This is a genomic window from Acinetobacter sp. YH12098 (assembly GCF_013419235.1).
GTDB lineage: Bacteria > Pseudomonadota > Gammaproteobacteria > Pseudomonadales > Moraxellaceae > Acinetobacter > Acinetobacter amyesii.
In genome coordinates, this window is record NZ_VPAO01000005.1 from 69,402 (window position 1) to 96,027 (window position 26,626).

Consider the following 26,626-nt stretch of genomic DNA (forward strand, 5'->3'; position numbering starts at 1 on the left):
TGAACAATCCTCCCTCAGTCCCTCCTTTTTCTAAGGAGGGAAGCTCCTGCCCTTTCGAGTGGGAACTCCCCCTTTCGCAAAGGGGGCCGGGGGGATTAATGGTTACTTAGTCACCATTTTTCAGTTCAATGTTGATACCTAAAGAACGGATCTCTTTGGTCAATACGTTGAACGATTCAGGCATACCTGGGTCCATGTAATGGTTACCATCTACAATGTTCTTATAGATACGGGTACGACCTTCAACGTCATCCGACTTCACAGTAAGCATTTCTTGAAGTGTATATGCTGCACCGTAAGCTTCGAGTGCCCATACTTCCATCTCACCGAAACGCTGACCACCGAATTGTGCTTTACCACCAAGCGGTTGTTGAGTTACTAGAGAGTAAGAACCAGTAGAACGCGCATGCATCTTGTCGTCAACCAAGTGGTTCAGCTTCAACATGTACATGTAACCTACAGTTACAGGACGGTCAAAACGTTCACCTGTACGACCATCATACAATACTGTTTGACCAGTACGTGAAATGCCACCAAGTTCTAACAATTCTTTGATTTGTGATTCTTCAGCACCATCAAATACTGGTGTTGCTAAAGGAACACCTTTACGCAAGTTACCTGAAAGCACCAAGATTTCTTCATCAGTCAAGCTATCAAGATCTTCTTGTTCGCCACCAACTTTGTTGTAAATCTTGTCTAAGAAATCACGAAGCTCAAGTACAGTACGCTGCTCTTTCATCATCTTGTCGATTTGATCGCCAAGACCTTTAGCCGCCATACCCAAGTGAGTTTCAAGAATCTGACCCACGTTCATACGTGATGGTACACCCAGTGGGTTAAGTACAACATCAACTGGAACACCGTTTGCATCGTGTGGCATGTCTTCTACAGGCAAGATGTTTGATACAACACCTTTGTTACCGTGACGACCCGCCATTTTATCACCCGGTTGGATGCGACGTTTTACAGCCAAGTAAACTTTAACAACTTTCAATACGCCAGTTGTTAGTTCATCACCTGTAGACAATTTGCGTTTTTTCTCTGCAAATTTCTCGTCAATTTCAAGGCTCTTCTCTTTCAAGAACACTTGAATTTGAGTTAAACGTTCAGCAATCGCTTCGTCGACTGGTTGGATTTCAATAAGATCAACCAACTCAAGACCAGACAATAACTCTTCAGTTAATTTGTCACCGCGTTTAGTTGTACCGCCACCGTTAGATTCTTGACCTTTCAATAGACGAACAATACGTTCACGAGCTGCTTCTTCAAAGATTTTGTATTCTTCTTTCAAGTCTTTACGGTAAGCATCAAGTTGTGCTTTCTCAATTGCTTGAGCACGTTCGTCTTTTTCAAGACCATCACGTGTGAACACTTGAACGTCAATTACAGTACCTTTCACAGATGAAGATACACGTAATGAAGAGTCTTTTACGTCAGCCGCTTTTTCACCGAAGATTGCGCGAAGCAATTTTTCTTCCGGAGTTAACTGCGTTTCACCTTTAGGCGTTACTTTACCAACAAGAATGTCACCAGCAGTTACTTCAGCACCGATATAAACGATACCTGATTCATCCAATTTAGAAAGTGCAGCTTCACCCACGTTCGGGATATCCGCTGTAATTTCTTCAGCACCCAATTTGGTATCACGTGCAACACATGAAAGCTCTTGGATGTGGATAGATGTTAAACGATCTTCTTGAAGTACACGCTCTGAAAGTAAGATCGAGTCTTCGTAGTTGTAACCGTTCCAAGTCATGAACGCTACACGCATGTTTTGACCCAATGCCAACTCACCGCCATCTGTTGATGGACCATCAGCAAGAACGTCACCACGTGCAACTTTATCACCTAAACGTACAACAACGTTTTGGTTGATACATGTATTTTGGTTCGAACGTGTATATTTGATCAGGTTGTAGATATCCACACCTGCTTCGCCTGCCACCATCTCTTCTTCGTTTACACGAATAACGACACGAGAAGCATCAACGAACTCAATACGACCACCACGTTTCGCAAGTACACACACACCCGAGTCATGCGCTACGTTTGCTTCCATACCTGTACCAACAAGCGGTTTGTCAGCACGTAAAGTAGGAACAGCCTGACGCTGCATGTTTGAACCCATCAATGCACGGTTGGCATCATCGTGTTCAAGGAACGGAATAAGTGATGCCGCTACAGATACCACCTGCTGAGCAGATACATCCATATGCGTTACTTTTTCTGGTGGAATACGTACGAATTCACCTTGGTGACGTACAGATACGAATTCTTCAGTTAAGTTACCGTCTTTATCGATACCAGAATCGGCCTGTGCAATCACAGTACCTACTTCTTCAATCGCAGAAAGGTATTCAACATCATCCGTTACACGACCATCAACAACTTTACGATATGGAGTTTCCAAGAAACCAAAGTTATTACATTTCGCATAAACAGAAAGTGAGTTGATCAAACCAATGTTTGGACCTTCAGGAGTCTCAATTGGACATACACGACCGTAGTGAGTTTGATGTACGTCACGTACTTCGAAGCCCGCACGCTCACGAGTCAAACCACCTGGGCCCAATGCTGATACACGACGTTTGTGTGTAATTTCAGACAACGGGTTGTTTTGGTCCATGAACTGAGATAACTGGCTTGAACCAAAGAATTCTTTGATTGCAGCAGCAACTGGTTTCGCATTGATTAAATCTTGCGGAGACAAGTTATCAGTTTCAGCTTGAGATAAACGTTCTTTAACAGCACGTTCAACACGAACTAGACCAACACGGAATTGGTTTTCTGTCATTTCACCAACAGAACGAACACGACGGTTACCCAAGTGATCGATATCGTCGACTTCACCTTTACCGTTACGGATTTCAACTAATGTTTTCAATACATCAGTGATGTCTTCGTTCGAAAGAATGCCTTCAACTTCACGAGACTTCTGATCCGTACCCACTTCGTAAGGACGACCCAAACGACGGTTGAACTTCATACGACCTACTGGTGATAAATCATAACGTTCAGAAGAGAAGAACAAGTTATTGAATAAGTTTTCAGCAGCTTCTTTTGTTGGTGGCTCACCTGGACGCATCACTTTGTAGATTTCTACAAGTGCTTCTTCACGACCAGTTGTAGTATCTGCACGTAAAGAATCCGCAATAAATGGACCACGGTCGATATCATTGGTATAAAGTACGTTGAATTGTTTAACGCCGCCTTCAGCCAATTTCACCATAATTTCATGGCTAAGCACGGTATTTGCCGCAACAACTTCGCCATCACGTAACGTTACATCTTCAGCAACAATACGTTCATATAGGTATTCATCAGGAACAGAAAGTTTTTCAAGACCTGCTGCTTCCATTTGACGAACATGGCGCGCGTTAATACGTTTACCTTGTTCAACAATTGTTTTACCGTCTGTACCCACGATATCAAACTGTGCCATTTCGCCACGTAGACGTTCTGGAACCAAGTCAATTTGATAGCTACCCATATCAAGATATACAGGTACTTTTTCGTAGAACATGTCTAGGATTTGTTCGTTGTTATAACCCAAGGCACGAAGCACAACAGTCGCAAGTAATTTACGACGACGGTCAATACGAACATAGACAAGATCTTTTGCATCGAATTCAAAGTCTAACCATGAACCACGGTAAGGAATGATACGAGCAGAATAAAGAACTTTACCGCTAGAGTGAGTTTTGCCTTTATCGTGGTCAAAGAACACACCTGGTGAACGGTGTAATTGAGATACGATTACACGCTCAGTACCATTGATCACAAAGGTACCGTTGTCTGTCATAAGTGGCATTTCACCCATGTAGACTTCTTGCTCACGCACATCTTTGATTGTTTTAGTTTCGCGATCTTTAATGATCAGACGAATTTTTACACGCATTGGCGCCGCATAAGTTGAGCCACGAAGAATACATTCGCGCACATCAAATTCAGGCTTACCAAGACTATACTCAACAAATTCTAAAGCAGCATTGCCAGAATAACTTTCAATAGGAAAAACTGAACGAAATGCGGCTTGGAGACCGATATCTTCGCGGTTTTTTGGAGTTTTGCCGTCTTGAAGGAAAGTTCGGTACGAGTCGACTTGAATCGCGAGCAAGTACGGAACATCCATTACCTTGGGCAATTTACCAAAATTCTTACGGATCCGTTTCTTTTCGGTATATGAGTATGCCATCTGGAGTCCTCGGAAAGTAAACTAAGTCCGCCTGCAGAACGAACTTAGAAGGAATTACGCAGGCCGATATGGCCACCACTTTCACAAATGCTGCAATTTTTAGTGGTATTAAAACGCTTAACAATATTTTTTTACTGAAAAATATTGGTAAGCGTTTGGTTTTATAAATTATTTTTAATTTGTATGATTTTTATATCATGCAAACAAAAATCGAGCCGATAATTGTAACGCAAAAAGGCTGATGACCCAAGGGCCACCAGCCATTTTTTGGAGCCGATTATAAAAAAATCGACTCCCCTTAAGATTACTTAAGTGTAACTGTAGCACCAGCTTCTTCAAGTTTTTTCTTAAGTTCTTCGCCTTCTTCTTTAGAAACGCCTTCTTTAAGAACTGAAGGAGCGCTTTCAACAAGATCTTTAGCTTCTTTAAGACCAAGGCCAGTAGCTTCACGAACTGCTTTAATTACAGCAACTTTGTTAGCACCGAAAGAAGTCAACTCAACGTTGAATTCTGATTGTTCTTCAGCAGCAGCACCAGCAGCGCCAGGAGCAGCAGCAACTGCTACAGCAGCAGCAGATACGTTGAATTTTTCTTCGAAAGCAGAAATAAGTTCAACAAGTTCAAGAACAGTTTTTTCAGCAACTGCGTTTAAGATTTCTTCGTTTGTTAAAGCCATGAGAGTAACTCCAAATGGGTATTGAATGGTGTGTAAATTGATTTAAGCTTAAGCAGCTTCTGACTCGTTTTTCTCTTTGAGCGCAGTAATAAGGCGACCCAATTTCGAAATAGGAGCTTGAAGAACGTTTGCAAGCATAGTAAGCGCTTTCTCTTGGTTTGGAAGGTTCGCGATAACGCTAACTTCAGCACCTTGATAAACTTTACCGTCAAATGCAGCAGCTTTAAGTTCAAATGCTTTATTAGTTTTAGCAAATTCTTCGAACAAACGAGCAGCTGCGCCCATGTCGTCTTCAGAAGTTGAGAAAGCTAAGATTGTTGGGCCAACAAGGTTGTCGCTCAAGATATTGAATTGAGTATCTTGAAGAGCACGTTTAGCCAAAGTGTTACGAACTACACGAGTAGCAACACCTAGTTTACGAGCTTCAACACGTAGAGCAGTTAATTGCTCAACAGTTAAACCTTGATAGTCAGCAACAACAGCAGCATACGCAGTAGAAGCAACTTCAGTTACTTCAGCTACGATCTGTTTTTTGCCTTCGATAAGAAGAGCCATTGTAAAACCTCCTAACGGTGATTTATGCACCTATACAGATGCACTCCCAATTCGTTAGCTCATCACTGAACCAACACGCGGAGGAGGAACAAATCACACCACCGCGTCTACTCAGGCTGGGCTATTAAGAAGAAAGCATAAAACTCCCCTCGCCTGAGGTCTTTGACGCTGATAAATCTAAATTTATCAATTCAAAGTTTGCCTGAATCACGCAATATACGACGGAACGTTTCTTGCGTAATATTTAAAGCAGCGCTTCAAATATTACTCAGGGCTTTAAAATTCTGTAATAAGTCGAAACTTATTTAGAAACGTTTGCCACATCAACAACAAGACCAGGACCCATAGTAGAGCTTAGAGTGATCTTTTGGATGTAAACACCTTTAGAAGTAGCAGGTTTTGCTTTCTTAAGGTCTGCTACAAGAGCTTCAACGTTTGAACGAACAGCTTCAGCAGTGAAACCTACTTGACCGATCGCAGCGTGGATAATACCAGCTTTGTCTACACGGTAACGTGCTTGACCAGCTTTCGCATTTTTAACAGCAGAAGCTACGTCAGGAGTTACAGTACCCACTTTAGGGTTTGGCATTAAGCCACGTGGACCAAGAATCGTACCTAACTTACCAACAACGCGCATTGCATCCGGAGCTGCAATTACTACGTCAAAGTCAAGGTTACCCGCTTGGATGCTTTCAGCAAGATCATCAAAACCAACAACGTCCGCGCCTTCAGCTTTAGCAGCTTCAGCAGCAGCGCCTTGAGCAAACACAGCTACACGTACAGTTTTACCAGTACCTGCAGGAAGTGTAGTCGCGCCACGAACAACTTGGTCAGATTTACGAGGATCAACACCTAGGTTTACAGCAACATCCAAAGATTCTTTGAATTTTACTGCTGGAAGGCCGTTAAGAACTGCAACTGCTTCTTCCAAAGTGTAAACTTTGTTAGCTTCAACAGCAGCAACAATGGCTTTTTGACGTTTAGTTAATTTAGCCATGTCTTATAGCTCCACTTCCAAGCCCATAGAACGCGCAGAACCAGCAATGGTACGTACACGTGCGTCTAAATCAGCACCAGTAAGATCTGGTTCTTTAGTAGTCGCAATTTCTTCTAATTGAGCGCGAGTCAACTTACCAACTTTAGTTTTGTTAGGTACAGCTGAACCCTTTTGGATGCCCGCAGCTTTCTTAAGAAGAATCGCAGCAGGAGGAGTTTTCATGATGAATGTGAACGACTTGTCGTTGTACACAGTGATCACTACTGGAATTGGAAGACCAGCTTCAACTTTTTGTGTCGCAGCATTGAATTCTTTACAGAATGCCATGATGTTAACACCACGTTGACCTAGTGCAGGACCAATCGGTGGAGATGGATTTGCTTTACCAGCTGGAACTTGCAGCTTGATATAGCCGTCAATCTTCTTAGCCATTTCAATTACCTCTGGGTACTAACGCCGCTAGGCTCCCCATACATATAAGTAACGATACCGTTACAACAACAATGCCCGACTCATAACAAATCGGGCGTTTATCAACCAAGTTAAATTAAACCGATTTTTCGACTTGGCGAAATTCCAGCTCAACCTGAGTTGGTCGATTAAATACATTAATCGTCAACGTTAAACGTGACTTATCGTATAGAACTTCTTCCACCACGCCTTTAAAATCGGTGAATGGACCGTCAATTACGAGTAATTCTTCACCTGGTTCAAACATCGTCTTAGGACGAGGTGCTTCGCCAGTATTGCGTACACGTGCAAGAATCGCATCAGCTTCTTTTTGCGTAATTGGTGCAGGCTTTTCTGCAGTACCACCGATGAAACCTAATACTTTTGGACATTCTTTAACAATGTGCCAAGTTTCATCATTCATTTCCATCTCGACTAACACATAGCCGGGAAAGAATTTACGCTCAGATTTACGTTTCTTACCATCCTTCATTTCCACTACTTCTTCAGTAGGGACAAGGACTTCACCAAAGCTATCGGCTACAGCGCTACGCTGGATTCGATCATTAAGTGAGCGTAACACTTGTTTTTCATAACCAGAATAGGCATGAATAATGTACCAACGTTTCATAGCTCTCTTACCCGATAATAAACTTCATTAACCAGCTCAAAGCATAGTCAAAGCACCATAATAAAATAGATGCCACTAAGACTACCGCAAGTACCTGCCAAGATGTGGTCATGGTCTCTTGCTTGGTTGGCCAAGTCACTCGACGTAACTCAATTCGAGCATCTTTCAACAATCGAACAAAGCCTTTGCCTTGATGGGTGGCGTATAATAAACCTAAAGCCACGATGATACAAGCCAAAATTACCCCAACACGGACCCAAACATCATTCGCTGGTGCCCAGTATGCTGGCAAATGTTGATTCACCATCATAGAACTACCGAGTAAAATCAACGCGATAACCCACAGAACATAGTCTAAAGGGGAACCAGAATTAACAACTTCAGCAGGATTATTTCTTTGAGGAATTGGCGCGTCGCTTAATGCGTCACGCGATTTATCATTCGACATTTTTGTACTCGTCGTAGGATTCGCGACTTATTATATGACCAGTTGAGCCAGCATCAAGCTTCTTTTTAAAAAAAATTGGCAGGCCAGGAGGGACTCGAACCCCCAACATTCGGTTTTGGAGACCGACGCTCTACCAATTGAACTACTGACCTGCAGAGCAAATCGAGAGTCGAAACTCTCGATCTGTACAAAGATAACTGTATTATATTATGCAGTTACTTTAGAAACAACACCCGCACCAACTGTACGGCCACCTTCACGGATCGCGAAGCGTAAGCCAGCGTCCATTGCGATTGGGTGGATTAATTCTACTGACATTTCCACGTTGTCACCAGGCATAACCATTTCAACGCCTTCTTTAAGCGCGATCGCACCAGTTACGTCAGTTGTACGGAAGTAGAACTGTGGACGGTAACCGTTAAGGAATGGAGTATGACGACCACCTTCGTCTTTAGAAAGTACGTATACTTCTGCGTCGAATTTAGTATGCGGTTTGATTGTACCTGGTTTAGCCAATACTTGACCACGTTGAACGTCTTCACGTTTAGTACCACGTAGAAGAACACCACAGTTCTCGCCCGCACGACCTTCGTCAAGAAGTTTACGGAACATTTCTACGCCAGTTACAGTTGTTTTAACTGTATCTTTAATACCAACGATTTCAACTTCTTCGCCTACTTTCACGATACCAGTTTCAACACGGCCAGTTACTACTGTACCACGACCTGAAATTGAGAATACATCTTCGATTGGCATAAGGAATGCAAGGTCGATAGCACGTTCTGGCTCTGGAATGTAAGAGTCAAGAGCTTCAACAAGAGCAACTACTGCGTCTTCGCCATATTGACCAGCTTCACCATTAAGCGCTGCAAGAGCAGAACCACGGATTACTGGGGTGTCGTCGCCTGGGAAGTCATAAGTAGAAAGAAGTTCACGAACTTCCATTTCTACTAATTCAAGAAGCTCTTCGTCGTCAACAAGGTCGCATTTGTTTAAGAATACAACGATGTAAGGTACACCTACCTGACGAGAAAGAAGGATGTGTTCACGAGTTTGTGGCATTGGACCATCAGTCGCAGCACATACAAGGATCGCACCATCCATTTGCGCAGCACCAGTAATCATGTTTTTAACATAATCGGCGTGACCTGGGCAGTCTACGTGAGCGTAGTGACGGATTGGAGAATCGTATTCTACGTGTGAAGTATTAATTGTAATACCACGTGCTTTTTCTTCTGGTGCAGAGTCGATTGCAGCGTAATCTTTCGCTTCACCACCGAATTTTTTTGCACATACAGTTGCAATCGCAGCTGTTAAAGTCGTTTTACCATGGTCAACGTGACCGATTGTGCCCACGTTAACGTGTGGCTTATTACGTTCAAACTTAGCCTTAGCCATGCTTTTCTTCCTCGTTTACGTCGAACACAATTCTGAGTAAAACCCAGCTCCGACATATCGCCTAAAAAAATAAACACCCAATACTTGAAAAGCAGACTAAAAAGCCTGCTTCTGGAATCTTGTGCAACATTTAAAGTTGCTAAACTGTAAAATCTGGAGCTCTTATCGAGATTTGAACTCGAGACCTCTCCCTTACCAAGGGAGTGCTCTACCACTGAGCTATAAGAGCAAATATAAGCACTTCAATAGATATGGAGCGGGAGACGAGGGTCGAACTCGCGACATGTAGCTTGGAAGGCTACCGCTCTACCAACTGAGCTACTCCCGCACGATGTTGGTACAAACCACTTATTGAAGTCTTAAAATTGGTGGTGAGGGAAGGATTCGAACCTTCGAAACTTTCGTAGCGGAGTTACAGTCCGCCCCCTTTGACCGCTCGGGAACCTCACCATTTTACACTTACTTCAGTGCCGTTCTTTCTACTCACTCTCAAACTCTCTAAGATGGTGCCGGCACACGGATTCGAACTGTGGACCTACTGATTACAAGTCAGTTGCTCTACCAACTGAGCTATGCCGGCGTTTCTTAGTGTTTCGTACGTTTCGTATCGGAACGGTGTGCAGTTTAGCAAATCTTGAAATCCTTGCAAGTGTTTTTTCTAAAAAAAACGTGAAAAACTCATAAAATCAATCCATTTGATGATAATTCAACCGCTTTGATCACTGCGCGAGCTTTTATTTGGGTTTCATTCCACTCTGATTCAGGATTTGAGTCATAAACTACCCCTGCTCCAGCTTGAACATAGACCTTATTTTCTCGAATTACACAGGTACGAATCGCAATCGACATGTCCATTTCACCATGCCAGCCTAAATAACCAACAGCACCACCAAAAATTCCACGTTTTACTGGTTCAACTTCGTCAATAATTTCCATAGCACGGATTTTTGGTGCGCCTGAAAGCGTGCCCGCAGGGAATGTTGCCTTAAAAACATCCAAAGCATCGACATCATCACGTACTTCACCTTGCACATTTGACACAATGTGCATGACATGCGAATAACGTTCGATCACCATTTGATCAGTCACGTGAACTTTACCGATTTTAGAAACGCGTCCAACATCATTTCGCCCCAAATCGATCAACATCAAATGCTCTGCAATTTCTTTTTCATCAGATAGCAAATCTTTTTCTAGCGCTAAATCTTCTTCTTTTGTTTTACCCCGTGGTCGCGTTCCCGCCAAAGGACGAACTGTTGCCACACCATTTTCTAAACGGGACAAAATTTCAGGTGATGAACCGACGATATGAAAAGGAATGTCATTTTCTAGTGTCTGCCCTTGCACCAAGAACAAATATGGCGATGGATTGAGGTGACGTAGTGCACGATAGACCTGCAAAGGCTCACCATCAAAATCGGATACCATACGATGGCCCGGCACAACCTGCATCACATCACCGGCCTTAATGTACTCTTTTACTTTCGCAATAGAATCAATAAAATTGTCATGTCCAGTGATGGATTCAAACTGTGGTGCAGTATGCTTATTTGCTTTGAGTGCAATTGGGGTTGCCAAAAGTTCTTCTAGCTCATCCAATTGTTGCTGCGCCTTGGTATAGGCCTCAGCATCATTTACATCGGCATGCACAATTAAGAATAAGGTATCCTTAAGGTTATCAAAGACGATGACGGTTTTTGATAGCATCATCCAAATATCCGGAATCCCGACCGGGTCAGCTTCTGGAACGTTATTGAGCTTTGGTTCGATATAACGTACAGCATCATAACCAAAGTATCCAACCAATCCACCGGTAAAGCTCGGCAACGCTGGCAAATCTTGCTGTGTAGGCACTTTATATTGTGCTTGGAAGTCACGAATGTATTGAAATGGGTCAGCACATTGTTGTTTTTCAACCGAGCCATCAGCATGTTGAACGGTCAACTGCCCTTCATTACACGAAAATACGGTGGACTCGCCCAAGCCAATAATGGAGTAACGCGCCCAGTTTTCGCCACCCTCTACAGATTCAAATAAATAGGCTTGTTTATGTTGTTTTAATCGCGCAAAGACAGAAAGTGGAGTTTCTGTATCTGCCAAGCGCTGACGATATACCGGAATCAAGTTATATCCAGCAGTTTTCAGTTGTTCAAATTGAGTTTGTGTAGTCATTTGGGTTTCTCTATATTTCGCGTGGTCAATTTCAGTTAATTTCTTCTCATGCTGATTGAGTGACGCCATCGAAAACCTACACACTTGCTCATTTTCACTTCCTTAACCCTAATTATTTCAACCCAATAATTCTTTTAAGTTATCAACCACGTGCTGCGGCTGACAATCTCGAATATTTTCACCATGATTATAGCCATAGCTGACCACAATACAATCAATACCAGCACGACGTGCTGCCTCTACATCATTGACAGAATCACCCACCATCAAAATTTGCTGTTTTGGCAAGGCATAATGTTCCGCACAATACTCTAGCTGCTTGGGATGTGGTTTCCGCTCTTCAAAACGATCTCCGCCTATCACATCATCAAAGTAATCATGCATACCCAGTGCCTGTACAATACTGCGTGCCGGTTGCTCTGGTTTATTGGTTACACAAATCAGAATTTTCTGCTCTGCTTTTGCCCAATCCAAGAACGATAGAATGCCGTCAAAGGGCTGCGTCAAGACACAAGGATCGGCATTGTAAATTTTTAGAAAAGTTTCCAGTAAAAGATGGTGCTGTGCGGCATCCACCTTCCCGGTCAAGTATTCAAGTACGCTATGACAAAACAATGAAGTTCCTTTCCCAATCCAGTTTCGCACCTGCTCTTCTGTGACCAAAGGTAATTGCAACGCATTTAGACTCATATTCATCGCACGATGTAAGTCAGATGCTGAATCGACTAGCGTTCCATCCAGATCAAATAAAATCATTTGGCGTTCTGCTAAACGAACTTCAAACATAATGTCCCTCTATTTTTTTGTAAATTTTCCCCATAAAAAAGGCATGCCCATGCATGCCTTTTGAGGAATGTCTCGGTTTATTTAAACAACACCCATGCAATAATTGCAAGAATGATTAAAACAATGACTGAGATTAAGCCCACAGAGGCATTTTTTTGTGCTTCACGTTCTTGCTCTACACATGTCGCTGGAATTTCTACATCACATGCTTCATTTTTCGGAACAGCAGTTACGTCAATTCCCTCAGGAATTGGTGCAGGTTTAGGCACACCTACATTGGTCGGCATACCATCACGAGTCAATTGAACCGAGCCATCTCGCTCTTTCAACTCTGGCATACCTTGATCATTCATTTGTTGTGCTGCGGTTTTAACAACAGGCTCTTGTGCCTTAGTCTCAGACGTGTTTGCTACAGACTCTTGTGCCACAGTTTCAGAAACTGCAACAGCTTCAGACGGCTGCTGAACAGGTGTAATTTCTTCTGTTTGCAACGCTTCAACGCTTTGTTCAATATCCGCTGGGATCTGAACAGCTTTAGCTGGAGCCAATAAACTAAACTTCACACTGGCAAACTGTACAATATCACCTTCTTTTAAAAGTGATTCACCAGTCAAACGGACATCATTAATAAACGTCCCATTGGATGAATTAAGATCTTGCAACCAGAGTGCCTGATCTTTCAGTACAAAGGCAGCATGTTTACGCGATACATCAGATTCTTGCAAAACAATATCTGCTTGTTGATGACGACCCACCAACATATCTCGCTCAATACTAATTTCTTGTCCTGTTAAATCACCAGAAATTGCTTGAATTTTCCAAGTCATGAAGTTAATTCTCTATTGCTCGTTTTTTTCATCATAGCATGCTGTGGTTTTAAAGCTAAACCACCCTGCTGTCTCACCTAAGGCGTGCCCGCTACTTTGCCATTTGGTACAGTAATGGTTTGGCGCTTTACTGCAGGCTCAATAGCGACTGGCGTGGAGACCACTGCCGCTGGCTGTGTCGTTTGTGGTGCTGTGGGTACCGTCTTATACACAGGGGCTGGTGCTATACCCTTTGAAACAGGTATGCGCTGCTGATACACATCATCAACATTTTCAGGTAATTTCGCAAAATTACCGTCATTATCCAGTGCCAGTTGCAGACTATAGAGCTGACTGTAGCGCTGCTGAGACATTTTCTTCACATCGGCAGAATTTCCAACAATAGTCGGATGAATAAAGATCAGCAAATTACGTTTACTGTTGGATTTTCCTTCCGAGCTAAAGAGTTTGCCGAGTACAGGAATAGCCCCCAACCCCGGAACCGATTGACGTCCATGCAATGTATTGTCCGAGATCAAACCACCCAACACAATTGTTTGACCATGCTCTGCCAAGATCGAGGTTTTGATCGCGCGTTTAGTCGTAACCAAATCCGACGCTTGGCCTTTATTGTCTTTTACATCAGAAACTTCTTGCTCGACCTCTAAACGCACCGAACCGCCATCGCCAATATGCGGCACAACTTTCAAAGTCACACCGACATCTTTACGCTCAATCGATGTATATGGATTGGCTGTACCACCATTGGTGGTGACCGAGCCTGTCACAAATGGAACGTTCTCACCCACCACAATATAGGCTTCTTCGTTATCCATCGTCACAATAGACGGTGTAGATAATAAATTGGATTTGGTTTTTTCTTTTAGGGCCTGAACCATCGCACCATAGAGTTTGCGTGAACCATCACTACCTTCACGATAGTCACCAAGGACCAAAGAAGTACCCGCACTCACCGCGCTACCTGCACCCGCAGCGCCACCAGTTAAATAACCTGCGGCAATATTCTTTAAACTAGAACCAAAGTTATCAAAGTTAATTAAGCCGATACCACTACTGATATCACCCAACGCCCATTGCACACCGAGTTGATCGGTATCCGTGCCTTCGACTTCAATAATCGCCGCTTCAATCAGCACTTGCTGACGACGAATATCCAGCTGAGAAATCGCAGATTCAATTTCACGCATGAGCTGCGGATCTGCTTTCACAATCAGTGCATTTTGTGTGGTATCGGCAATAATACTGACGCCATTGGCATTAAAACTTGAAATACCATTTTGCGTATTATTGGAAGAGTTATTGCTGTTGAGGTTAATACCTGAACTGGTGTTATTTTGTGAACTGAATGACTGTGAATTTGAACTGTTATTATCATTCATTAAGCTGTTCATCGTGCTGCTGTTTGAGCTATTCGATGAATTCGTACTCGAAACAGCTTGCCCCGTGACCAAGCCTTGTAAGATTTCCGACAAGTTTTTTGCACTTGCATACTTTAGACGAAAAACTTTCAATCCACCCAATCGATCTGCCGCAGGCACATCTAAGGTCTCAATAATCTTACGAATACGCTTACGTGTCGCTGTATCACCTTTAATGATAATACGATTGGTTCGATTGTCTGCGATGATACGAATTCGTGACCCTTTTGGGTCTTTTGATGCGCCGGTCGAACTCATCGACTCTAATAGCCCAATCATTTCTTCGGCCTGACTCGATTGCAGCGTCACGGCTTCGATATCATTTTGACCCGTTCCATCTAAATTACGAATAATCGTTTCGAGCTGGTAAATATTACTTGCGCGATCTGACACAATCAGCGCATTGGTCCCTGCCACTGCTGACAAATGTGCAAATTGCGGCATCAATGGACGTAGGGCTGGAATTAAGTCGTTGGCATTGGTGTTATCAAGCCAAATCACTCGGGTGACAATTTGGTCTCCAGATGCACGGTGGCGCGCATCATAAGGAATGCCCGAGCTTTTTACATTACTGTCTGGAACCAGTTTAATGGTGTTGCCTGATGGAATCGCTACCACGCCATTGACATTCAATACACCGAGAAACAGGTCATAGACTTCATTTTTATTTAAAGGCTTATTGGAAATAACCGTTACATTTCCTCGTACCCGTGGATCAACTGCAAAATTTTTCCCCGTGATATCTGCGACTTCATTAATGAATGCCGTAAGATCTGCATCACGTAAATTGATTTTCCATGTTTGTGCATAACTTGCTGTGCTGACCATAGCAACCAAGGGCACCATGGCATAGGCAGCTAAAGTTGAACGGTTATTATTAAATAAAGCCATATACGCCTGTGTTTCCTAACCCTATAAAGTGATGAAACATCACTAAAAATCCTGTTGTATGGTCATCACTTGATCACCACGTTTGACTTCAAGTTTCACCTGCCCTTCACGGCGGGCTTGTTCTAATAATTGCGCCTCAGATTGTCCTGCACCGACTGCCTGCCCATTTAAAGACATGATGCGGTCACCCGGTTGCAAACCCAATTTATTTCTCAAGGCAGCAGGTGTTCGATTTGAAATCTCAAACCCACCATTACCTGATGGATTCACCCCCATTTCCTGCAGATATTGCTCACGATTTTCTGTCATGCGTTGTACGGCCTGACCAATCGCGGACTGCGTCGTGCCTTGCCCTGAATTTGCAGGATTAGCTGCATTTTGCATGCTGTTATTTTGCAAAGATCCGCCTGATGTTGCATTGGCTGTAGGGACAATCGGTTGATCTAATCCGTTTTCAATACCTTGGAACGCTAATTCACGCCGTGCACCATTACCCTGCGTTAAAATCACCTTATCCCAGTACACTTCAGCCAGTTGATATGATGAACCTTGAATGGTTTCTCCAACCAAGTAGCGATCTGAACTCTCATTGACCTTAATCACTGCCGACGAGTAGCGACTTGGCTGTCCAACCACCACACCTTGTAACACCATATTTAACTGCGCGTCAGCTGCTGAACTGCGGTTTTCCTGAAACAAGGCAAAAGAGCTAATATTAGGAACTTGCGTTTGCTGTGAACCCAATTCAACTCGGTCTAACTGCATGGCTTGTGGCGGTGCAATCAATAACCAAAATAAAGCGGCTAACTTCCAGCACAGGTACAAAATTATTAAAACCAAGACCACAGGTGCAAGTCGATCTGTTTGCTTCCAATTGATCTCGCGGATTTTTTCGAAATAGTCAGCCATCAGTTCACCCCACTCAATAGAGGTTGACGCGAACTAATCACATACGTATCTAATCCTGCCTTACCTTCATAGGAAGCAACATTCATCAAAAAGCGCTGGGTTAATTGCACATCCAACATGAGGTCTGGCTCAAGTGATAAATTCATCATCTTTTGTTCGCGTTGATCTCGAACATCAATCGACAATTTGCCATTATCATCTTTTAATTGAGCTAACATGGCAGGCACATTCATTGACTCTTGACGCTGTGCAAAGCTAAAGGATAAATCCCCACCTGCCCACTGCATCTCGCCTAATGACTGACTAAATCCCTGTTGTGGCTTATATTTAAACTGCACATCTTTTAATTGAATGGCATTCGTTGGCCATTGCCAATCGGCAAAACTTTTTAAAGTTTCAGGGGCAATTTGACCCTCTAAGTTTTTGATGCTAATACTTTTGCCAAAACCATACCCCATCACACCTTGCAGTTTGGTATTGCCACTATGAATTTCAACATTTGCACCCAAGCGTAATAAAATCAAGTCCCACGGGCGTGTGTTCCAGTTTAACGAGCCTTTCAAATTTCCTCGTGTCCAATCTGCTTGCCCATGCCAAATATTGCCACTGACGTTATGTAGCATTTGGTTATTTTTATAAAACTTTGTAATGAGCCACGCTGCTGGCACTTGCAGCATAACGAAAATTAAAAAACTGATCGCAGCAAAAATGAGCCACCGAATATTATTAGTTTTATTGATCATCCCACCACAACCGATCCATCAATTTTTTTCCATCATTTAAACATTTTTCTTTATAGACACATTATGCATACTTTTTCTGCATAGCCAATTCAAAGAGATAAAAAAACCAGGCATTTGCCTGGTTTAATTATCCTGAACTCAGGATATGACGATTTCATGAATTGTTCTTAAATTAAGAAGTCTTCTAGTTTCGCGCCTTTTTCTAACTCAGCCACTAACCAACGTGGTTGTTTACCACGACCAGTCCACGTGTCATCTGCATTGGTTTTGCTACGGTAACGTGGCTCAACAGCTTTACGCGTTGATTTTTTACGTTTGCTTAAACCAAATTCAAGAATTTGTTCAACGCTTAAATCTAAATTTTCTGCAATTTCAACAATACGGTTATACGCATCTTCAATCGCTTGATCTTTTTTAGATGCAATCAGTGCTTCAGCTTCTACTTGAAGCTTCTTTAACTCTTCAACTGATAAATTACTAATATCAGGCATAATCTTTAACTCCGAAATTTCATTTTAATAATGCTTATGAAAACTCGCTCATAATATTATAATAAAATTTTTATTCAATAAATAATTTTCATTTTACTACAATATTTTAACATGACTCCTTAAAATAGATAAAGTTAAATTGTATTTAAATATTATTTCCCACTGAATTTTCTAAGGCTTTTATTTTGGTTTTAATATTTTCTGGAATAGAGGTTTTTTGCAGAGTCGTTTTATCCACGCACACAATAACCGCATCGCCTGTTGCAACAATTTTTTGTTGCTGTTCACTCCATAATATATAACGCATACGAAATGCACTGTTTCTTAATTCTTCAACGCGCGTTGCCACTTTTAAAATATCAGGATAAACCACTGGGCTTAAATATTTACACTGGCTTGAAGCAACAACCGTAACCACAGACTGATTAAATATATCCAACTGATCTAAATAACCAATCCGCGCACTTTCCATATAACGATAATAATGCACGTTATTTACATGACCAAAAGCATCCATATCCCCCCAAGCTACGTGTTGAGTATGAATCAATGAATATTGAGCTAAATCTTCTTGCATATAATATCCTTATATTCGAATTTCCATAAAATTGGCATTATTTTCAAATACTAAATTTAATTGTTTGATCAATTCATCCTGCTGATTTAAAGCTGACTTGATGCGTAAATAACTCATTAATACATCATCTGGATATAATTCTAACAATGCATCTGCTTCAGCTTGGCGTGCTGTCGCTTGGTAAATATTCCATTTTGCAAAACTAAAAACAGGCAGCGCAGGATACTTTTCTTCCCAACGTTGAATCTGCTGTTCTACAGCCACATAGTCAGGGTTTTGCTTCAGCATTTTTTGCTGGAACCACAAAAAGAACACTTCTTTGTTAAATTGCTGTTCCAGTAAATGAATAGCCAATTGCTCATGTTCCTGACTCATCTCTGGCATACGAGACAAGACTTTTAACCACAGCACTTTGACCGCATATTTACGCTCTGTGATTTGATCTTGTAAGTCCAAATAACGCTGCTTTAAATACTGTAAGTCATCGACATCAGCTTGATCAAACGCTGATAATAATTGCTCCAACCAAGCTTGTTTTGTCAGCTCATCTAAATGTCCATAACGTGTCGAACGCAAATACAACCAAGGAAACTGCAACGCAAACATGCCCCATAGCGTGGTTAGGCGCTGCTCATAGGCACTACTGACTTTTTGCAACCATGGCGATAGTTCATGTTGATTTAAAAATTCAAGATGCGTTAAAGCCTTTTCACCCTCTTGTTGAGATAAATAAATTTCAATCCGTTGCAATTCTGCAAGCTCAAAAGCCATTGGACTGGTCTGAGTTAATGCATTTAATGCTGTTTCATATTGTTGCTGAATCCAATATAAACGCGCATCGATCACCCCTTTTAATAATCCAGACTCAGTAAAAGCTTGCTGAATAAAGTTTTTTTGATCTTGCGCAGCATTTAAAAGCCAAATGACAGCCAATTGCTCATAGGGATGTAGTTTATTAAAACTAAAGACCGTTTCAGATTTACGTTGTTCTCGACTTAAATAACGTTTAACCGCATACCAAAACATTTGCACGATCAAACTCAGTAGTGCCAGCAATAATGCTAAAAACCAAATATTGGATTGAACTTGCCATTCACGCCAGTATAAATACACATAGCCTGCACCATGCCCAAAACTCAGCAAACTAATAATGGCAACAACCAATAAGCTAATAAATAAATAGGCCAATAAAATATGTTTCATAGTCGATTATCCTATGAGTGCCCGAGTATTTAACAACGGTACAGAAATAACCGGAATGTCCTTTAATTGTTCTAAACGTTGGCGTATTGGTTTTAATGAAGCATCTGGCAAATGCTGCATAATTTGAATAATTTCAGTGATTTCTTGTTGAAATTGAGGATATTGTCCTTGATTTAAAACCTGCTGAGCCAAAATTAAACGCAACTGCATTTCTTTTAATACCAAGCTACGCTGCATTAATACGGGACTCGGTTGTTCGACTGATTCGACTTGAATCCATTTTTGCCAAAAAGAAAGACCTTTTTGCTGCTCTTTTGAACTGTATGGCTTTAATATTTCTTTTTCTAACAATTGATCGATGGATTGCAGGGTATTTTTCACTTTATCAGATTGCAACTGACGCTCTGTCACATATTGCTTTAAGGTCTCACGGTCTTTTTGAATCACCTGATGCAAACTCATACGCAGTGCAGGTGCCAAGCTCAACTGATCTAATTGTTGGTCTAATTGGTTTAATTTTTCCAAAGCGACAGCAAATTGTTGTTGCTGCATGGCAAATTCAACCAAATCAAGTTGCTGGCCCACAACCATCATTGGCTCAATACTATGGGTCGCCTCAGCAGCAATCGAAGCATTCGATGTCGTTGCAGCCGACATCTCGGTCGTTGTGCCATTCAACTGGCGTTTCAAAGCCACGACCTGATCATTCAAACCTGCATTGCGCTGTTGCAATAAAGTTTGTTGTTGCATCAGTTCGGTTTGTTGAGCATTGACCTGAAACAAGTCAAAACTGAGTTTAGCCAACCAAAGTACGGCGACAATGACCACAACGACAAACAACTTCTTCATGTATTTCCCTGCACGACTTGCACATGCTGCAATATGTGTGTCGCGTTTAAATCTTCGAGTTGAATAATTTTAAAATCTTTGTTCAGTGTTATACGACTTTGCTCAAGTAGCTCGAACAACCTTACACCTAAAACTAAAAAATGTGCATGACTCAGCACTGATAAATGCGACTGAATCAAGTCAAGCCAATTGAGCCAACTGGCCTCACTGGTGATCAACATACAATATGGAGATGACAACTGATGTTCAGAAATGAGTGTTTTTACTTTTTGAGTGGTCTCTTCCGGTAGATGCCGTTCGTATAGCACAAAATTGAGAATCTGAATGCCACGTGCTAGCAACTGCTGCATCATAAATTGACGACCACCTTCACCGCGCCAAAACGCTACACAAGCCCCGGCCTCTAATTGTTCTAAATGGCTTAAGGTGAGCATTCCCTCTGAGGTTTCCACCTGCGGCACAACACTGTGAATGCCATAATCAGCCAGCTTTGCTGCGGTTGCGTCACCGACTGCAATCCATTGAGTATGTTCGAGCTGTTCAAGTGAAATGCCTGCCTTACGCAGACCTTGTATACCAAAGGTGACCGCAGAGGGGCTCACCACAACCAATACATCCGCAGCACTCAACTGGGCGTAGCACGCTGCCAATGCTTCTGACCATGCCCGCGGCTTGAGCTCAAGTAATGGAAGCTCAGCCACAGCAACACCCGCAGAGCGCAGCGTCAAGCTAAGCTGCGTTGCACGATCTGCTGGACGTGTATTGATAAAAAGCATGTATTAATACAGTGCCTTTAAAATTTCACCTGCACCTTGGGCTAACAAGTCTTGGGCCAATTTGACACCCAACTGTTCAGCTTGTTCGGGAAGACCTACTTGCTGTGCTTTCAACAAGGTTTGACCGTCAACACTACCGACACGACCTTCCAAATGAATCTGACCATTTTCTAAGGTTGCATACCCAGCAATCGGCACTTGGCAGCCACCTTCTAGATATGCATTAAAAGCACGTTCTGCGCGTACACAAGCATTGGTCTCTGCGTGCATTAAGGGCAAAATTAAATCCAATACAGCTTGATCTTGGCTACGACATTCTATGCCCAATGCACCTTGTCCAACTGCAGGTAAACTCACAACAGGCTCAAGAGTATGACGAATACGCCCTGCTAAGCCCAGACGCTTCAGCCCTGCACTCGCCAAAATAATCGCATCATAGTTGCCTGCATCAAGTTTAGATAAACGCGTACCCACATTGCCACGCAGATCAATAATCTCAAGATCAGGACGTTGTTTTAAAATTTGGCATTTGCGGCGCAAGCTCGACGTCCCCACCTTCGCACCCTGTGGTAAATCATCAAAACTATTATAGGTATTTGAAACGAAAGCATCTAATGGGTCTTCACGCTCACACATCACGGCTAAGCTTAAACCTTCAGGCAATGCCATCGGCACATCTTTCATCGAATGTACCGCCAAGTCTGCACGACCATCCAACAATGCCGCTTCTAATTCTTTTACAAATAATCCTTTTCCCCCAATTTTGGCTAAAGGGGTATCTAGAATCTTGTCACCTTGGGTCACAAAGGTCACCAACTCAACTTTTAAATTTGCATGAAGTGCTTCTAAACGTGCACGAATATGTTCCGCCTGCCACAGTGCAAGCGGGCTTTGTCGAGTTGCGATCTTAAGGATATTCATAAATTTTAAAATACAGTCTATAGGGCTATTATTCTAAACTTAACTTGCTCAGTTGAAAATGCAAGCTTAATTCGCAATGTGCTTTGACACTTGCCCTATAATTTCTGTATTCGCTCGCGTAAATTTGGTAAATGTCGACGGCTGACCGCCAAACGTTCTTCTAAATCTCGACAACGCACCTGATATTGCCCTGAGCTTACGACTTCTAAACCATCTAAAAAGCTCACTGACACCAAGGCATTGCGATGGATGCGTATAAAGCAATCACCAAATTCATGCTCTAAATCTTTCAGCGTTTCATCAATGAGTACGCTGCCGTTTTTGTGCCGAACAGTGACATATTTCTGATCCGCAAGAAAATAGTAAATATTTTCCACAGGTACCAGCTCTACACCACGATAGGTCTTTGCCGCGATTTGATGGCGGCTGATTTTAATTTCGTCCATATTTTCTTTTTGTTTTATCGTGCTCAATTGAGCTTGGGTTAATTTAGTTAAATGATCTAAAACCTGCTGCAATTCCTGTTGCATAATCGGTTTTAGTAAATATCCCTCTGCATTCGACTTAAATGCATCAAGTGCATGATGATCATATGCAGTACAAAAAATAATAGCGGGCATGGGGTCTAATTCACGCAACAATTTCGCGCAAGTCAATCCATCCATTTCAGGCATTTGTATATCTAGTAAGATGACATCAGGCTCGAGGCTTTGAGCCAAGTCAATCGCTTGTTGACCATGCGAAGCTTTCGCAACCACCTGATGTCCAAGTTGAGTGACTAAACGTGACAATCGCTCTACTGCTAGAGGCTCATCATCACAGATCAGGATGTCCATTTCTCCTCCTTATCTCGTTAACGTCATTTATTTTTATTGGTCAACTGAGATTTCTATTTATATTGATATTGCACCACAGTCGTATACATTCCCTCGCCTGCGTAGGTTTGAAAAGTGACATGCTGACCATAATATGCCTCAAGTCGCTGTTTCACGTTTTCGATGGCAATACCATTCCCCTGACGTAATTTAATTGTATCCTGTGTATAAGGATTTGTAATAACGATATTAATTTGATTTTGTAATATTTCAATCAATATATTTATCGTACTCTTTGTCAAAATCTTTTCGACTCCATGAAAAATACTATTTTCTAACAAAGGTTGTAAAGTTAATAGTGGAATTTGTACTTGAGCGTACTGTTCAATGTCGGCCAGTTTCCACTCCACATTGAGCCGATCCCCCAATCGCATTTGTTCGATGGCCAAATAACGCTGACACAGATCGATCTCATCTTTGAGACTCACTAGCTTCAATTCTTGAAAACTCGCACGGAACAAACGCGATAAATTCAGCAGCATTTGCTCCGCTTTATCTGGGTCAATCGCAATCAAGCTAATCACATTGTTTAAGCTATTAAATAAAAAATGCGGATGAATCCGAGCTTGCATCGCCTGAATACGTGCGTTTAATTCACTATGATGTTGTCGCCCCCACTGCTCTCTTAAATATAAATATCGAAAACAAAATGCGCCAAGTAAAACCCCATAGCTCAGATTTAAAACTACACCAGCAGCTAAAACGTCTGCACTCAAGCCAGTTAAACTGAAATTTTCACCCAAATAGATCAAAACATTTAAAATTAAGGTGGTGAACAACACCAAAGCTTGCAATAAAACAAACCCGCTAAACATGAGCATTTTCATGCTCAAACCACGCGTCTTACTCTGCAATAGCTCTGAAAATGCAGCAAATGCCAATAAAATCCAGTTAATAAACAACACATGCTGCATGACACTGGAAACACTTAAGGCTTGCCACGAATGAGCTTGGGCCAAAGCCAAGACCAACGCCACAATATTACCCGCAAGAAAAAGCTCCCACAGATAGTGCCAACGGCCCATTTTTCCTGAAAATACAGAAATTGTCATAGACCTAAACCCTGTCTAAAAGTTTGATCAACTTGCCCTTCGGCAACTGGGTTCGAATTTGCTATACTCTTGCTCAGTTCTATGCTTTTTATCTTATTGAGCCGACATGACCACATCTTCTAATTCCTCAAATCCGTCACAAGCCCAAACTTCAGGCATGTGGGGCGGTCGTTTTTCCGAAGCTACTGACGCTTTTGTTGCTGAATTTACAGCATCTGTACAGTTTGACCAACGCTTTTATAAACAAGATATTGCAGGTTCAATTGCACATGCAACCATGCTTGCAAAAGTTGGCGTTCTAACTGAACAAGAGCGTGACGATATTATTAATGGCTTAAACACCATTAAAGCAGAAATTGAAGCGGGTAACTTCGAATGGCGCATTGACCTAGAAGATGTGCACATGAATATTGAGTCACGCTTGACTCAACGTATCGGTATTACAGGTAAAAAACTACACACCGGTCGTAGCCGTAATGACCAAGTTGCAACCGATATCCGTCTGTATGTTCGCGACGAAATCGATGCGATTTTAGAATTATTGCAAAAATTACAAAAAGGTATCTTGGGCTTAGCGGCGAAAAACACCAATACCATCATGCCGGGCTTCACGCATTTACAAACTGCACAGCCAGTGACTTTTGGCCACCACTTAATGGCGTGGTTTGAAATGTTGGTTCGTGACTCAGAGCGTTTAATTGACTGCCGTAAACGTACCAACCGCATGCCTTTAGGTTCTGCTGCACTTGCTGGAACAACCTACCCGATCGACCGCGCATTCACTGCAGAATTACTAGGTTTTGAAGCCGTTGCAGAAAACTCTTTAGATGCTGTGTCTGACCGTGACTTCGGTATTGAATTCAATGCTGCGGCATCACTCATCATGATGCATTTATCACGTATGTCAGAAGAAATGATTCTTTGGACATCGGCTCAGTTCAAATTTGTAAATATTCCTGACCGTTTCTGCACTGGCTCGTCAATTATGCCGCAAAAGAAAAACCCAGACGTTCCTGAGTTGATCCGTGGTAAAACTGGCCGTGTATATGGTGATTTGATGAGCCTATTGACCCTGATGAAAGGTCAACCATTGGCATACAACAAAGACAACCAAGAAGATAAAGAACCACTATTCGATGCAATCGATACTGTTCGTGGCTCACTCATGGCATTTGCCGACATGATCCCTGCACTAGTGCCAAACATTGACATCATGCGTGAAGCAGCGCTGCGTGGCTTCTCAACTGCAACTGACCTTGCCGACTACCTCGTTAAAAATGGCGTGGCATTCCGTGATGCACATGAGATTGTGGGTAAAGCAGTTGCTCTCGGTGTTCAAGAAGGCAAAGATCTTTCAGAATTAACCCTTGAGCAACTTCAACAGTTCTCTGACTTGATTCAGGCCGATGTCTTCGAAAAAGCATTAACACTTGAAGCATCTGTCAATGCACGTAACCACATTGGTGGTACTGCACCTGCTCAAGTTGAAGCAGCAATTGAACGCGCACACGCACGTTTAGAAAAACTTTACGCATAACTTTTTCAAGTTAAATGGAGTATTGATATGTCTCGACAAGTTTTTTGCCGTAAATATCAGGCTGAAATGGAAGGTTTAGACTTTGCACCATTCCCGGGTGCAAAGGGACAAGAATTGTTTGATACGGTATCTAAACAAGCTTGGCAAGAATGGCTAAAACACCAAACTACGTTGATCAATGAAAAACGTTTAAACGTGTTTGAAGCTGACGCGAAAAAGTTCCTTGAAGAGCAACGTGAAAAATTCTTCAGCAATGATGAATCTTTAGAAAAAGCCGAAGGCCTAAAGCCTGAGGCGTGATAAAGCTGAGCACTGCTCCGCCACGCCGCAAAACAAGCAGCTATGCTGTGCGTAGGCTTTAATTGAAAAGAATCTCCAATCTTGGGGATTCTTTTTTATTGCTCTAAAAATTACGCAACACAAGCGAAGCGCGTAGCTTCAAATGTCATGAAGGAGTCCAAAGGGGCCCCTTTTTTGTGCTTAGGAGTACTGCCACGCCGCAAGACAAGCAGCTATGCTGCTCGTAGGCTTGAATTGAAAAGAATCTCCAATCTTGGGGATTCTTTTTTATTGCTCTAAAAATTACGTAAGACAAGCGAAGTGCGTAATTTCAAAATAAAGTCTGAAAGGACTCTTTTTTTGCTTCGGAGCACTGCTATTTTCGCAAAACCAAGATGACGTCTGTGTAAGCTTTCATTCAGAAATGATCTTCATCATTGCTGGAAAATCTTTTATCCATTGATCAATTTTATTTAAACTTAAATAAATGAACTTATTATTTAAATAATAGATCTCTTTCATAAATCAAAAAACGATCTTCTTTTTGGTTAATATTTGCACTCCGGATTTCTTAGCATTCGTGCATAATCTGCGGATGAAATACATCGATTCAAACAAGCTTTCTGATCCTCAGTTCAAGCGATACACAGGCATCTCATGGTCAACTTTCTATTTGATGGTTGAGCAATTGAAGAAACATGTCCCTGCCAAAGGCAGACCGCCCAAGTTAAGCCTGGAAGACCAGGTTCTGCTCTGTCTAAGCTATTGGCGGGAATACCGAACCTTATTTCACGTTGCGACGAGCTACGGGGGTTCAGAGCCCACAGCCTCAAGAATTGTCCATCATGTTGAAGACTGCCTGATTCGGTCCAATCTCTTTAATTTACCCAAAGATTTACCCGAGGGCGAAGGCATCGATTGGAATGTTGTGATCGTGGATGCCACAGAAATTCCAATCCAAAGGCCTAAA

The 26,626-nt window shown here is 42.2% G+C and carries 24 protein-coding genes, 5 tRNA genes and 1 pseudogene; 3 read left to right on the forward strand and 27 right to left on the reverse strand.

What is annotated here, in order from left to right; genetic code table 11:
- Positions 1–106 precede the first annotated feature (106 nt).
- From rpoB to FTU38_RS02635, 27 genes and pseudogenes are all read right to left on the reverse strand, one after another.
- Complete coding sequence (rpoB, locus tag FTU38_RS02505; protein ID WP_180002850.1) at positions 107–4,195, reverse strand: DNA-directed RNA polymerase subunit beta; 4,089 nt, start codon at positions 4,193–4,195, stop codon at positions 107–109.
- A 304-nt stretch (positions 4,196–4,499) separates the two neighbouring features.
- Positions 4,500–4,871 carry a 50S ribosomal protein L7/L12 gene (gene rplL / locus FTU38_RS02510; RefSeq protein ID WP_078189828.1) on the reverse strand — a complete coding sequence of 124 codons (372 nt, stop codon included), beginning with the start codon at positions 4,869–4,871 and terminating at the stop codon, positions 4,500–4,502.
- A 48-nt stretch (positions 4,872–4,919) separates the two neighbouring features.
- Positions 4,920–5,426 (reverse strand): 50S ribosomal protein L10, encoded by a 507-nt coding sequence (rplJ, locus tag FTU38_RS02515; RefSeq protein ID WP_111885844.1) that lies wholly within the window; start codon positions 5,424–5,426, stop codon positions 4,920–4,922.
- A 301-nt stretch (positions 5,427–5,727) separates the two neighbouring features.
- Positions 5,728–6,423: a 50S ribosomal protein L1 gene (rplA, locus tag FTU38_RS02520; RefSeq protein WP_078189830.1), complete on the reverse strand. Its 696-nt coding sequence runs from the start codon at positions 6,421–6,423 to the stop codon at positions 5,728–5,730.
- Positions 6,424–6,426: 3 nt separating this feature from the next.
- The gene (gene rplK / locus FTU38_RS02525) at positions 6,427–6,855 is read right to left on the reverse strand and encodes a 50S ribosomal protein L11 (protein WP_004868049.1); all 429 of its coding nucleotides are present in this window, start codon (positions 6,853–6,855) and stop codon (positions 6,427–6,429) included.
- Positions 6,856–6,970: 115 nt separating this feature from the next.
- Positions 6,971–7,504 (reverse strand): transcription termination/antitermination protein NusG, encoded by a 534-nt coding sequence (nusG, locus tag FTU38_RS02530; RefSeq protein ID WP_078189831.1) that lies wholly within the window; start codon positions 7,502–7,504, stop codon positions 6,971–6,973.
- A gap of 7 nt (positions 7,505–7,511) precedes the next feature.
- Entirely contained in the window at positions 7,512–7,952 is a 441-nt protein-coding gene (gene secE / locus FTU38_RS02535) for a preprotein translocase subunit SecE (RefSeq protein ID WP_078189832.1), read from the reverse strand.
- A 76-nt stretch (positions 7,953–8,028) separates the two neighbouring features.
- A tRNA-Trp gene (locus FTU38_RS02540) sits at positions 8,029–8,104 on the reverse strand.
- A 55-nt stretch (positions 8,105–8,159) separates the two neighbouring features.
- The gene (tuf, locus tag FTU38_RS02545; protein ID WP_078190047.1) at positions 8,160–9,350 is read right to left on the reverse strand and encodes an elongation factor Tu; all 1,191 of its coding nucleotides are present in this window, start codon (positions 9,348–9,350) and stop codon (positions 8,160–8,162) included.
- A gap of 154 nt (positions 9,351–9,504) precedes the next feature.
- A tRNA-Thr gene (locus tag FTU38_RS02550) sits at positions 9,505–9,579 on the reverse strand.
- Between the two features lie 23 nt (positions 9,580–9,602).
- Positions 9,603–9,678 (reverse strand) — tRNA-Gly (locus tag FTU38_RS02555).
- A gap of 38 nt (positions 9,679–9,716) precedes the next feature.
- Positions 9,717–9,800, reverse strand: a tRNA-Tyr gene (locus FTU38_RS02560).
- A gap of 54 nt (positions 9,801–9,854) precedes the next feature.
- Positions 9,855–9,930, reverse strand: a tRNA-Thr gene (locus FTU38_RS02565).
- A 98-nt stretch (positions 9,931–10,028) separates the two neighbouring features.
- Complete coding sequence (gene trpE / locus FTU38_RS02570; protein WP_078193306.1) at positions 10,029–11,522, reverse strand: anthranilate synthase component I; 1,494 nt, start codon at positions 11,520–11,522, stop codon at positions 10,029–10,031.
- Positions 11,523–11,639: 117 nt separating this feature from the next.
- Positions 11,640–12,308 (reverse strand): phosphoglycolate phosphatase, encoded by a 669-nt coding sequence (locus FTU38_RS02575; protein WP_180002846.1) that lies wholly within the window; start codon positions 12,306–12,308, stop codon positions 11,640–11,642.
- 77 nt (positions 12,309–12,385) lie between these two features.
- Positions 12,386–13,135: an FHA domain-containing protein gene (locus FTU38_RS02580; RefSeq protein ID WP_180024947.1), complete on the reverse strand. Its 750-nt coding sequence runs from the start codon at positions 13,133–13,135 to the stop codon at positions 12,386–12,388.
- A 77-nt stretch (positions 13,136–13,212) separates the two neighbouring features.
- Positions 13,213–15,444 (reverse strand): type II secretion system secretin GspD, encoded by a 2,232-nt coding sequence (gene gspD / locus FTU38_RS02585; protein WP_180110484.1) that lies wholly within the window; start codon positions 15,442–15,444, stop codon positions 13,213–13,215.
- A 42-nt stretch (positions 15,445–15,486) separates the two neighbouring features.
- Positions 15,487–16,353, reverse strand: coding sequence for a type II secretion system protein N (locus tag FTU38_RS02590; RefSeq protein WP_180007029.1), 867 nt, complete (start codon positions 16,351–16,353; stop codon positions 15,487–15,489).
- Positions 16,353–17,096 (reverse strand): type II secretion system protein N, encoded by a 744-nt coding sequence (gene gspN / locus FTU38_RS02595; protein WP_180012120.1) that lies wholly within the window; start codon positions 17,094–17,096, stop codon positions 16,353–16,355. The genes FTU38_RS02590 and gspN overlap by 1 nt, the downstream gene beginning before the upstream one ends.
- Before the next feature lie 167 nt (positions 17,097–17,263).
- A complete protein-coding gene (locus FTU38_RS02600; RefSeq protein WP_180007248.1) occupies positions 17,264–17,590 on the reverse strand; it encodes an H-NS family nucleoid-associated regulatory protein in 327 nt (108 codons plus the stop codon).
- A gap of 142 nt (positions 17,591–17,732) precedes the next feature.
- Positions 17,733–18,164: a thioesterase family protein gene (locus FTU38_RS02605; RefSeq protein ID WP_180110485.1), complete on the reverse strand. Its 432-nt coding sequence runs from the start codon at positions 18,162–18,164 to the stop codon at positions 17,733–17,735.
- A gap of 9 nt (positions 18,165–18,173) precedes the next feature.
- Positions 18,174–19,367 (reverse strand): heme biosynthesis protein HemY, encoded by a 1,194-nt coding sequence (locus FTU38_RS02610; RefSeq protein ID WP_180110486.1) that lies wholly within the window; start codon positions 19,365–19,367, stop codon positions 18,174–18,176.
- A 6-nt stretch (positions 19,368–19,373) separates the two neighbouring features.
- Entirely contained in the window at positions 19,374–20,216 is an 843-nt protein-coding gene (locus FTU38_RS02615; protein ID WP_180110487.1) for a hypothetical protein, read from the reverse strand.
- Positions 20,213–20,992, reverse strand: coding sequence for a uroporphyrinogen-III synthase (locus tag FTU38_RS02620; protein WP_180110488.1), 780 nt, complete (start codon positions 20,990–20,992; stop codon positions 20,213–20,215). Before FTU38_RS02620 ends, FTU38_RS02615 begins: the two co-directional genes overlap by 4 nt.
- Positions 20,993–20,995: 3 nt before the next feature.
- Complete coding sequence (gene hemC / locus FTU38_RS02625) at positions 20,996–21,913, reverse strand: hydroxymethylbilane synthase (protein WP_218954687.1); 918 nt, start codon at positions 21,911–21,913, stop codon at positions 20,996–20,998.
- Between the two features lie 95 nt (positions 21,914–22,008).
- Positions 22,009–22,749, reverse strand: coding sequence for a LytTR family DNA-binding domain-containing protein (locus FTU38_RS02630; protein ID WP_180110489.1), 741 nt, complete (start codon positions 22,747–22,749; stop codon positions 22,009–22,011).
- A gap of 53 nt (positions 22,750–22,802) precedes the next feature.
- A pseudogene (locus tag FTU38_RS02635) lies at positions 22,803–23,956 on the reverse strand (sensor histidine kinase).
- Between FTU38_RS02635 and argH the strand changes: the two are divergent.
- The 3 genes from argH to FTU38_RS02650 form a co-directional block, all read left to right on the forward strand.
- A complete protein-coding gene (gene argH / locus FTU38_RS02640) occupies positions 23,947–25,377 on the forward strand; it encodes an argininosuccinate lyase (RefSeq protein ID WP_171262638.1) in 1,431 nt (476 codons plus the stop codon). The pseudogene FTU38_RS02635 and the gene argH sit on opposite strands and share 10 nt — an antisense overlap.
- A 27-nt stretch (positions 25,378–25,404) precedes the next feature.
- A complete protein-coding gene (locus FTU38_RS02645) occupies positions 25,405–25,677 on the forward strand; it encodes an oxidative damage protection protein (RefSeq protein ID WP_078193129.1) in 273 nt (90 codons plus the stop codon).
- 574 nt (positions 25,678–26,251) lie between these two features.
- Positions 26,252–26,626, forward strand: a 375-nt coding sequence (locus FTU38_RS02650; RefSeq protein ID WP_180110491.1) for a transposase family protein, incomplete at its 3' end; no start/stop codon positions are given.

Coding starts and splice junctions, on each gene's coding strand:
- nusG (WP_078189831.1), bottom strand. CDS start 7,504: ATGAAACGTTGGTACATTATTCATGCCTATTCTGGTTATGAAAAACAA.
- tuf (WP_078190047.1), bottom strand. CDS start 9,350: ATGGCTAAGGCTAAGTTTGAACGTAATAAGCCACACGTTAACGTGGGC.
- gspD (WP_180110484.1), bottom strand. CDS start 15,444: ATGGCTTTATTTAATAATAACCGTTCAACTTTAGCTGCCTATGCCATG.
- FTU38_RS02615 (WP_180110487.1), bottom strand. CDS start 20,216: ATGAAGAAGTTGTTTGTCGTTGTGGTCATTGTCGCCGTACTTTGGTTG.
- FTU38_RS02620 (WP_180110488.1), bottom strand. CDS start 20,992: ATGCTTTTTATCAATACACGTCCAGCAGATCGTGCAACGCAGCTTAGC.
- rplA (WP_078189830.1), bottom strand. CDS start 6,423: ATGGCTAAATTAACTAAACGTCAAAAAGCCATTGTTGCTGCTGTTGAA.
- secE (WP_078189832.1), bottom strand. CDS start 7,952: ATGTCGAATGATAAATCGCGTGACGCATTAAGCGACGCGCCAATTCCT.
- FTU38_RS02605 (WP_180110485.1), bottom strand. CDS start 18,164: ATGCAAGAAGATTTAGCTCAATATTCATTGATTCATACTCAACACGTA.
- FTU38_RS02645 (WP_078193129.1), top strand. CDS start 25,405: ATGTCTCGACAAGTTTTTTGCCGTAAATATCAGGCTGAAATGGAAGGT.
- rpoB (WP_180002850.1), bottom strand. CDS start 4,195: ATGGCATACTCATATACCGAAAAGAAACGGATCCGTAAGAATTTTGGT.
- argH (WP_171262638.1), top strand. CDS start 23,947: ATGACCACATCTTCTAATTCCTCAAATCCGTCACAAGCCCAAACTTCA.
- FTU38_RS02610 (WP_180110486.1), bottom strand. CDS start 19,367: ATGAAACATATTTTATTGGCCTATTTATTTATTAGCTTATTGGTTGTT.
- rplK (WP_004868049.1), bottom strand. CDS start 6,855: ATGGCTAAGAAGATTGACGGCTATATCAAGCTGCAAGTTCCAGCTGGT.
- rplL (WP_078189828.1), bottom strand. CDS start 4,871: ATGGCTTTAACAAACGAAGAAATCTTAAACGCAGTTGCTGAAAAAACT.
- gspN (WP_180012120.1), bottom strand. CDS start 17,096: ATGATCAATAAAACTAATAATATTCGGTGGCTCATTTTTGCTGCGATC.
- FTU38_RS02580 (WP_180024947.1), bottom strand. CDS start 13,135: ATGACTTGGAAAATTCAAGCAATTTCTGGTGATTTAACAGGACAAGAA.
- rplJ (WP_111885844.1), bottom strand. CDS start 5,426: ATGGCTCTTCTTATCGAAGGCAAAAAACAGATCGTAGCTGAAGTAACT.
- trpE (WP_078193306.1), bottom strand. CDS start 11,522: ATGACTACACAAACTCAATTTGAACAACTGAAAACTGCTGGATATAAC.
- FTU38_RS02590 (WP_180007029.1), bottom strand. CDS start 16,353: ATGGCTGACTATTTCGAAAAAATCCGCGAGATCAATTGGAAGCAAACA.
- hemC (WP_218954687.1), bottom strand. CDS start 21,913: ATGAATATCCTTAAGATCGCAACTCGACAAAGCCCGCTTGCACTGTGG.
- FTU38_RS02575 (WP_180002846.1), bottom strand. CDS start 12,308: ATGTTTGAAGTTCGTTTAGCAGAACGCCAAATGATTTTATTTGATCTG.
- FTU38_RS02630 (WP_180110489.1), bottom strand. CDS start 22,749: ATGGACATCCTGATCTGTGATGATGAGCCTCTAGCAGTAGAGCGATTG.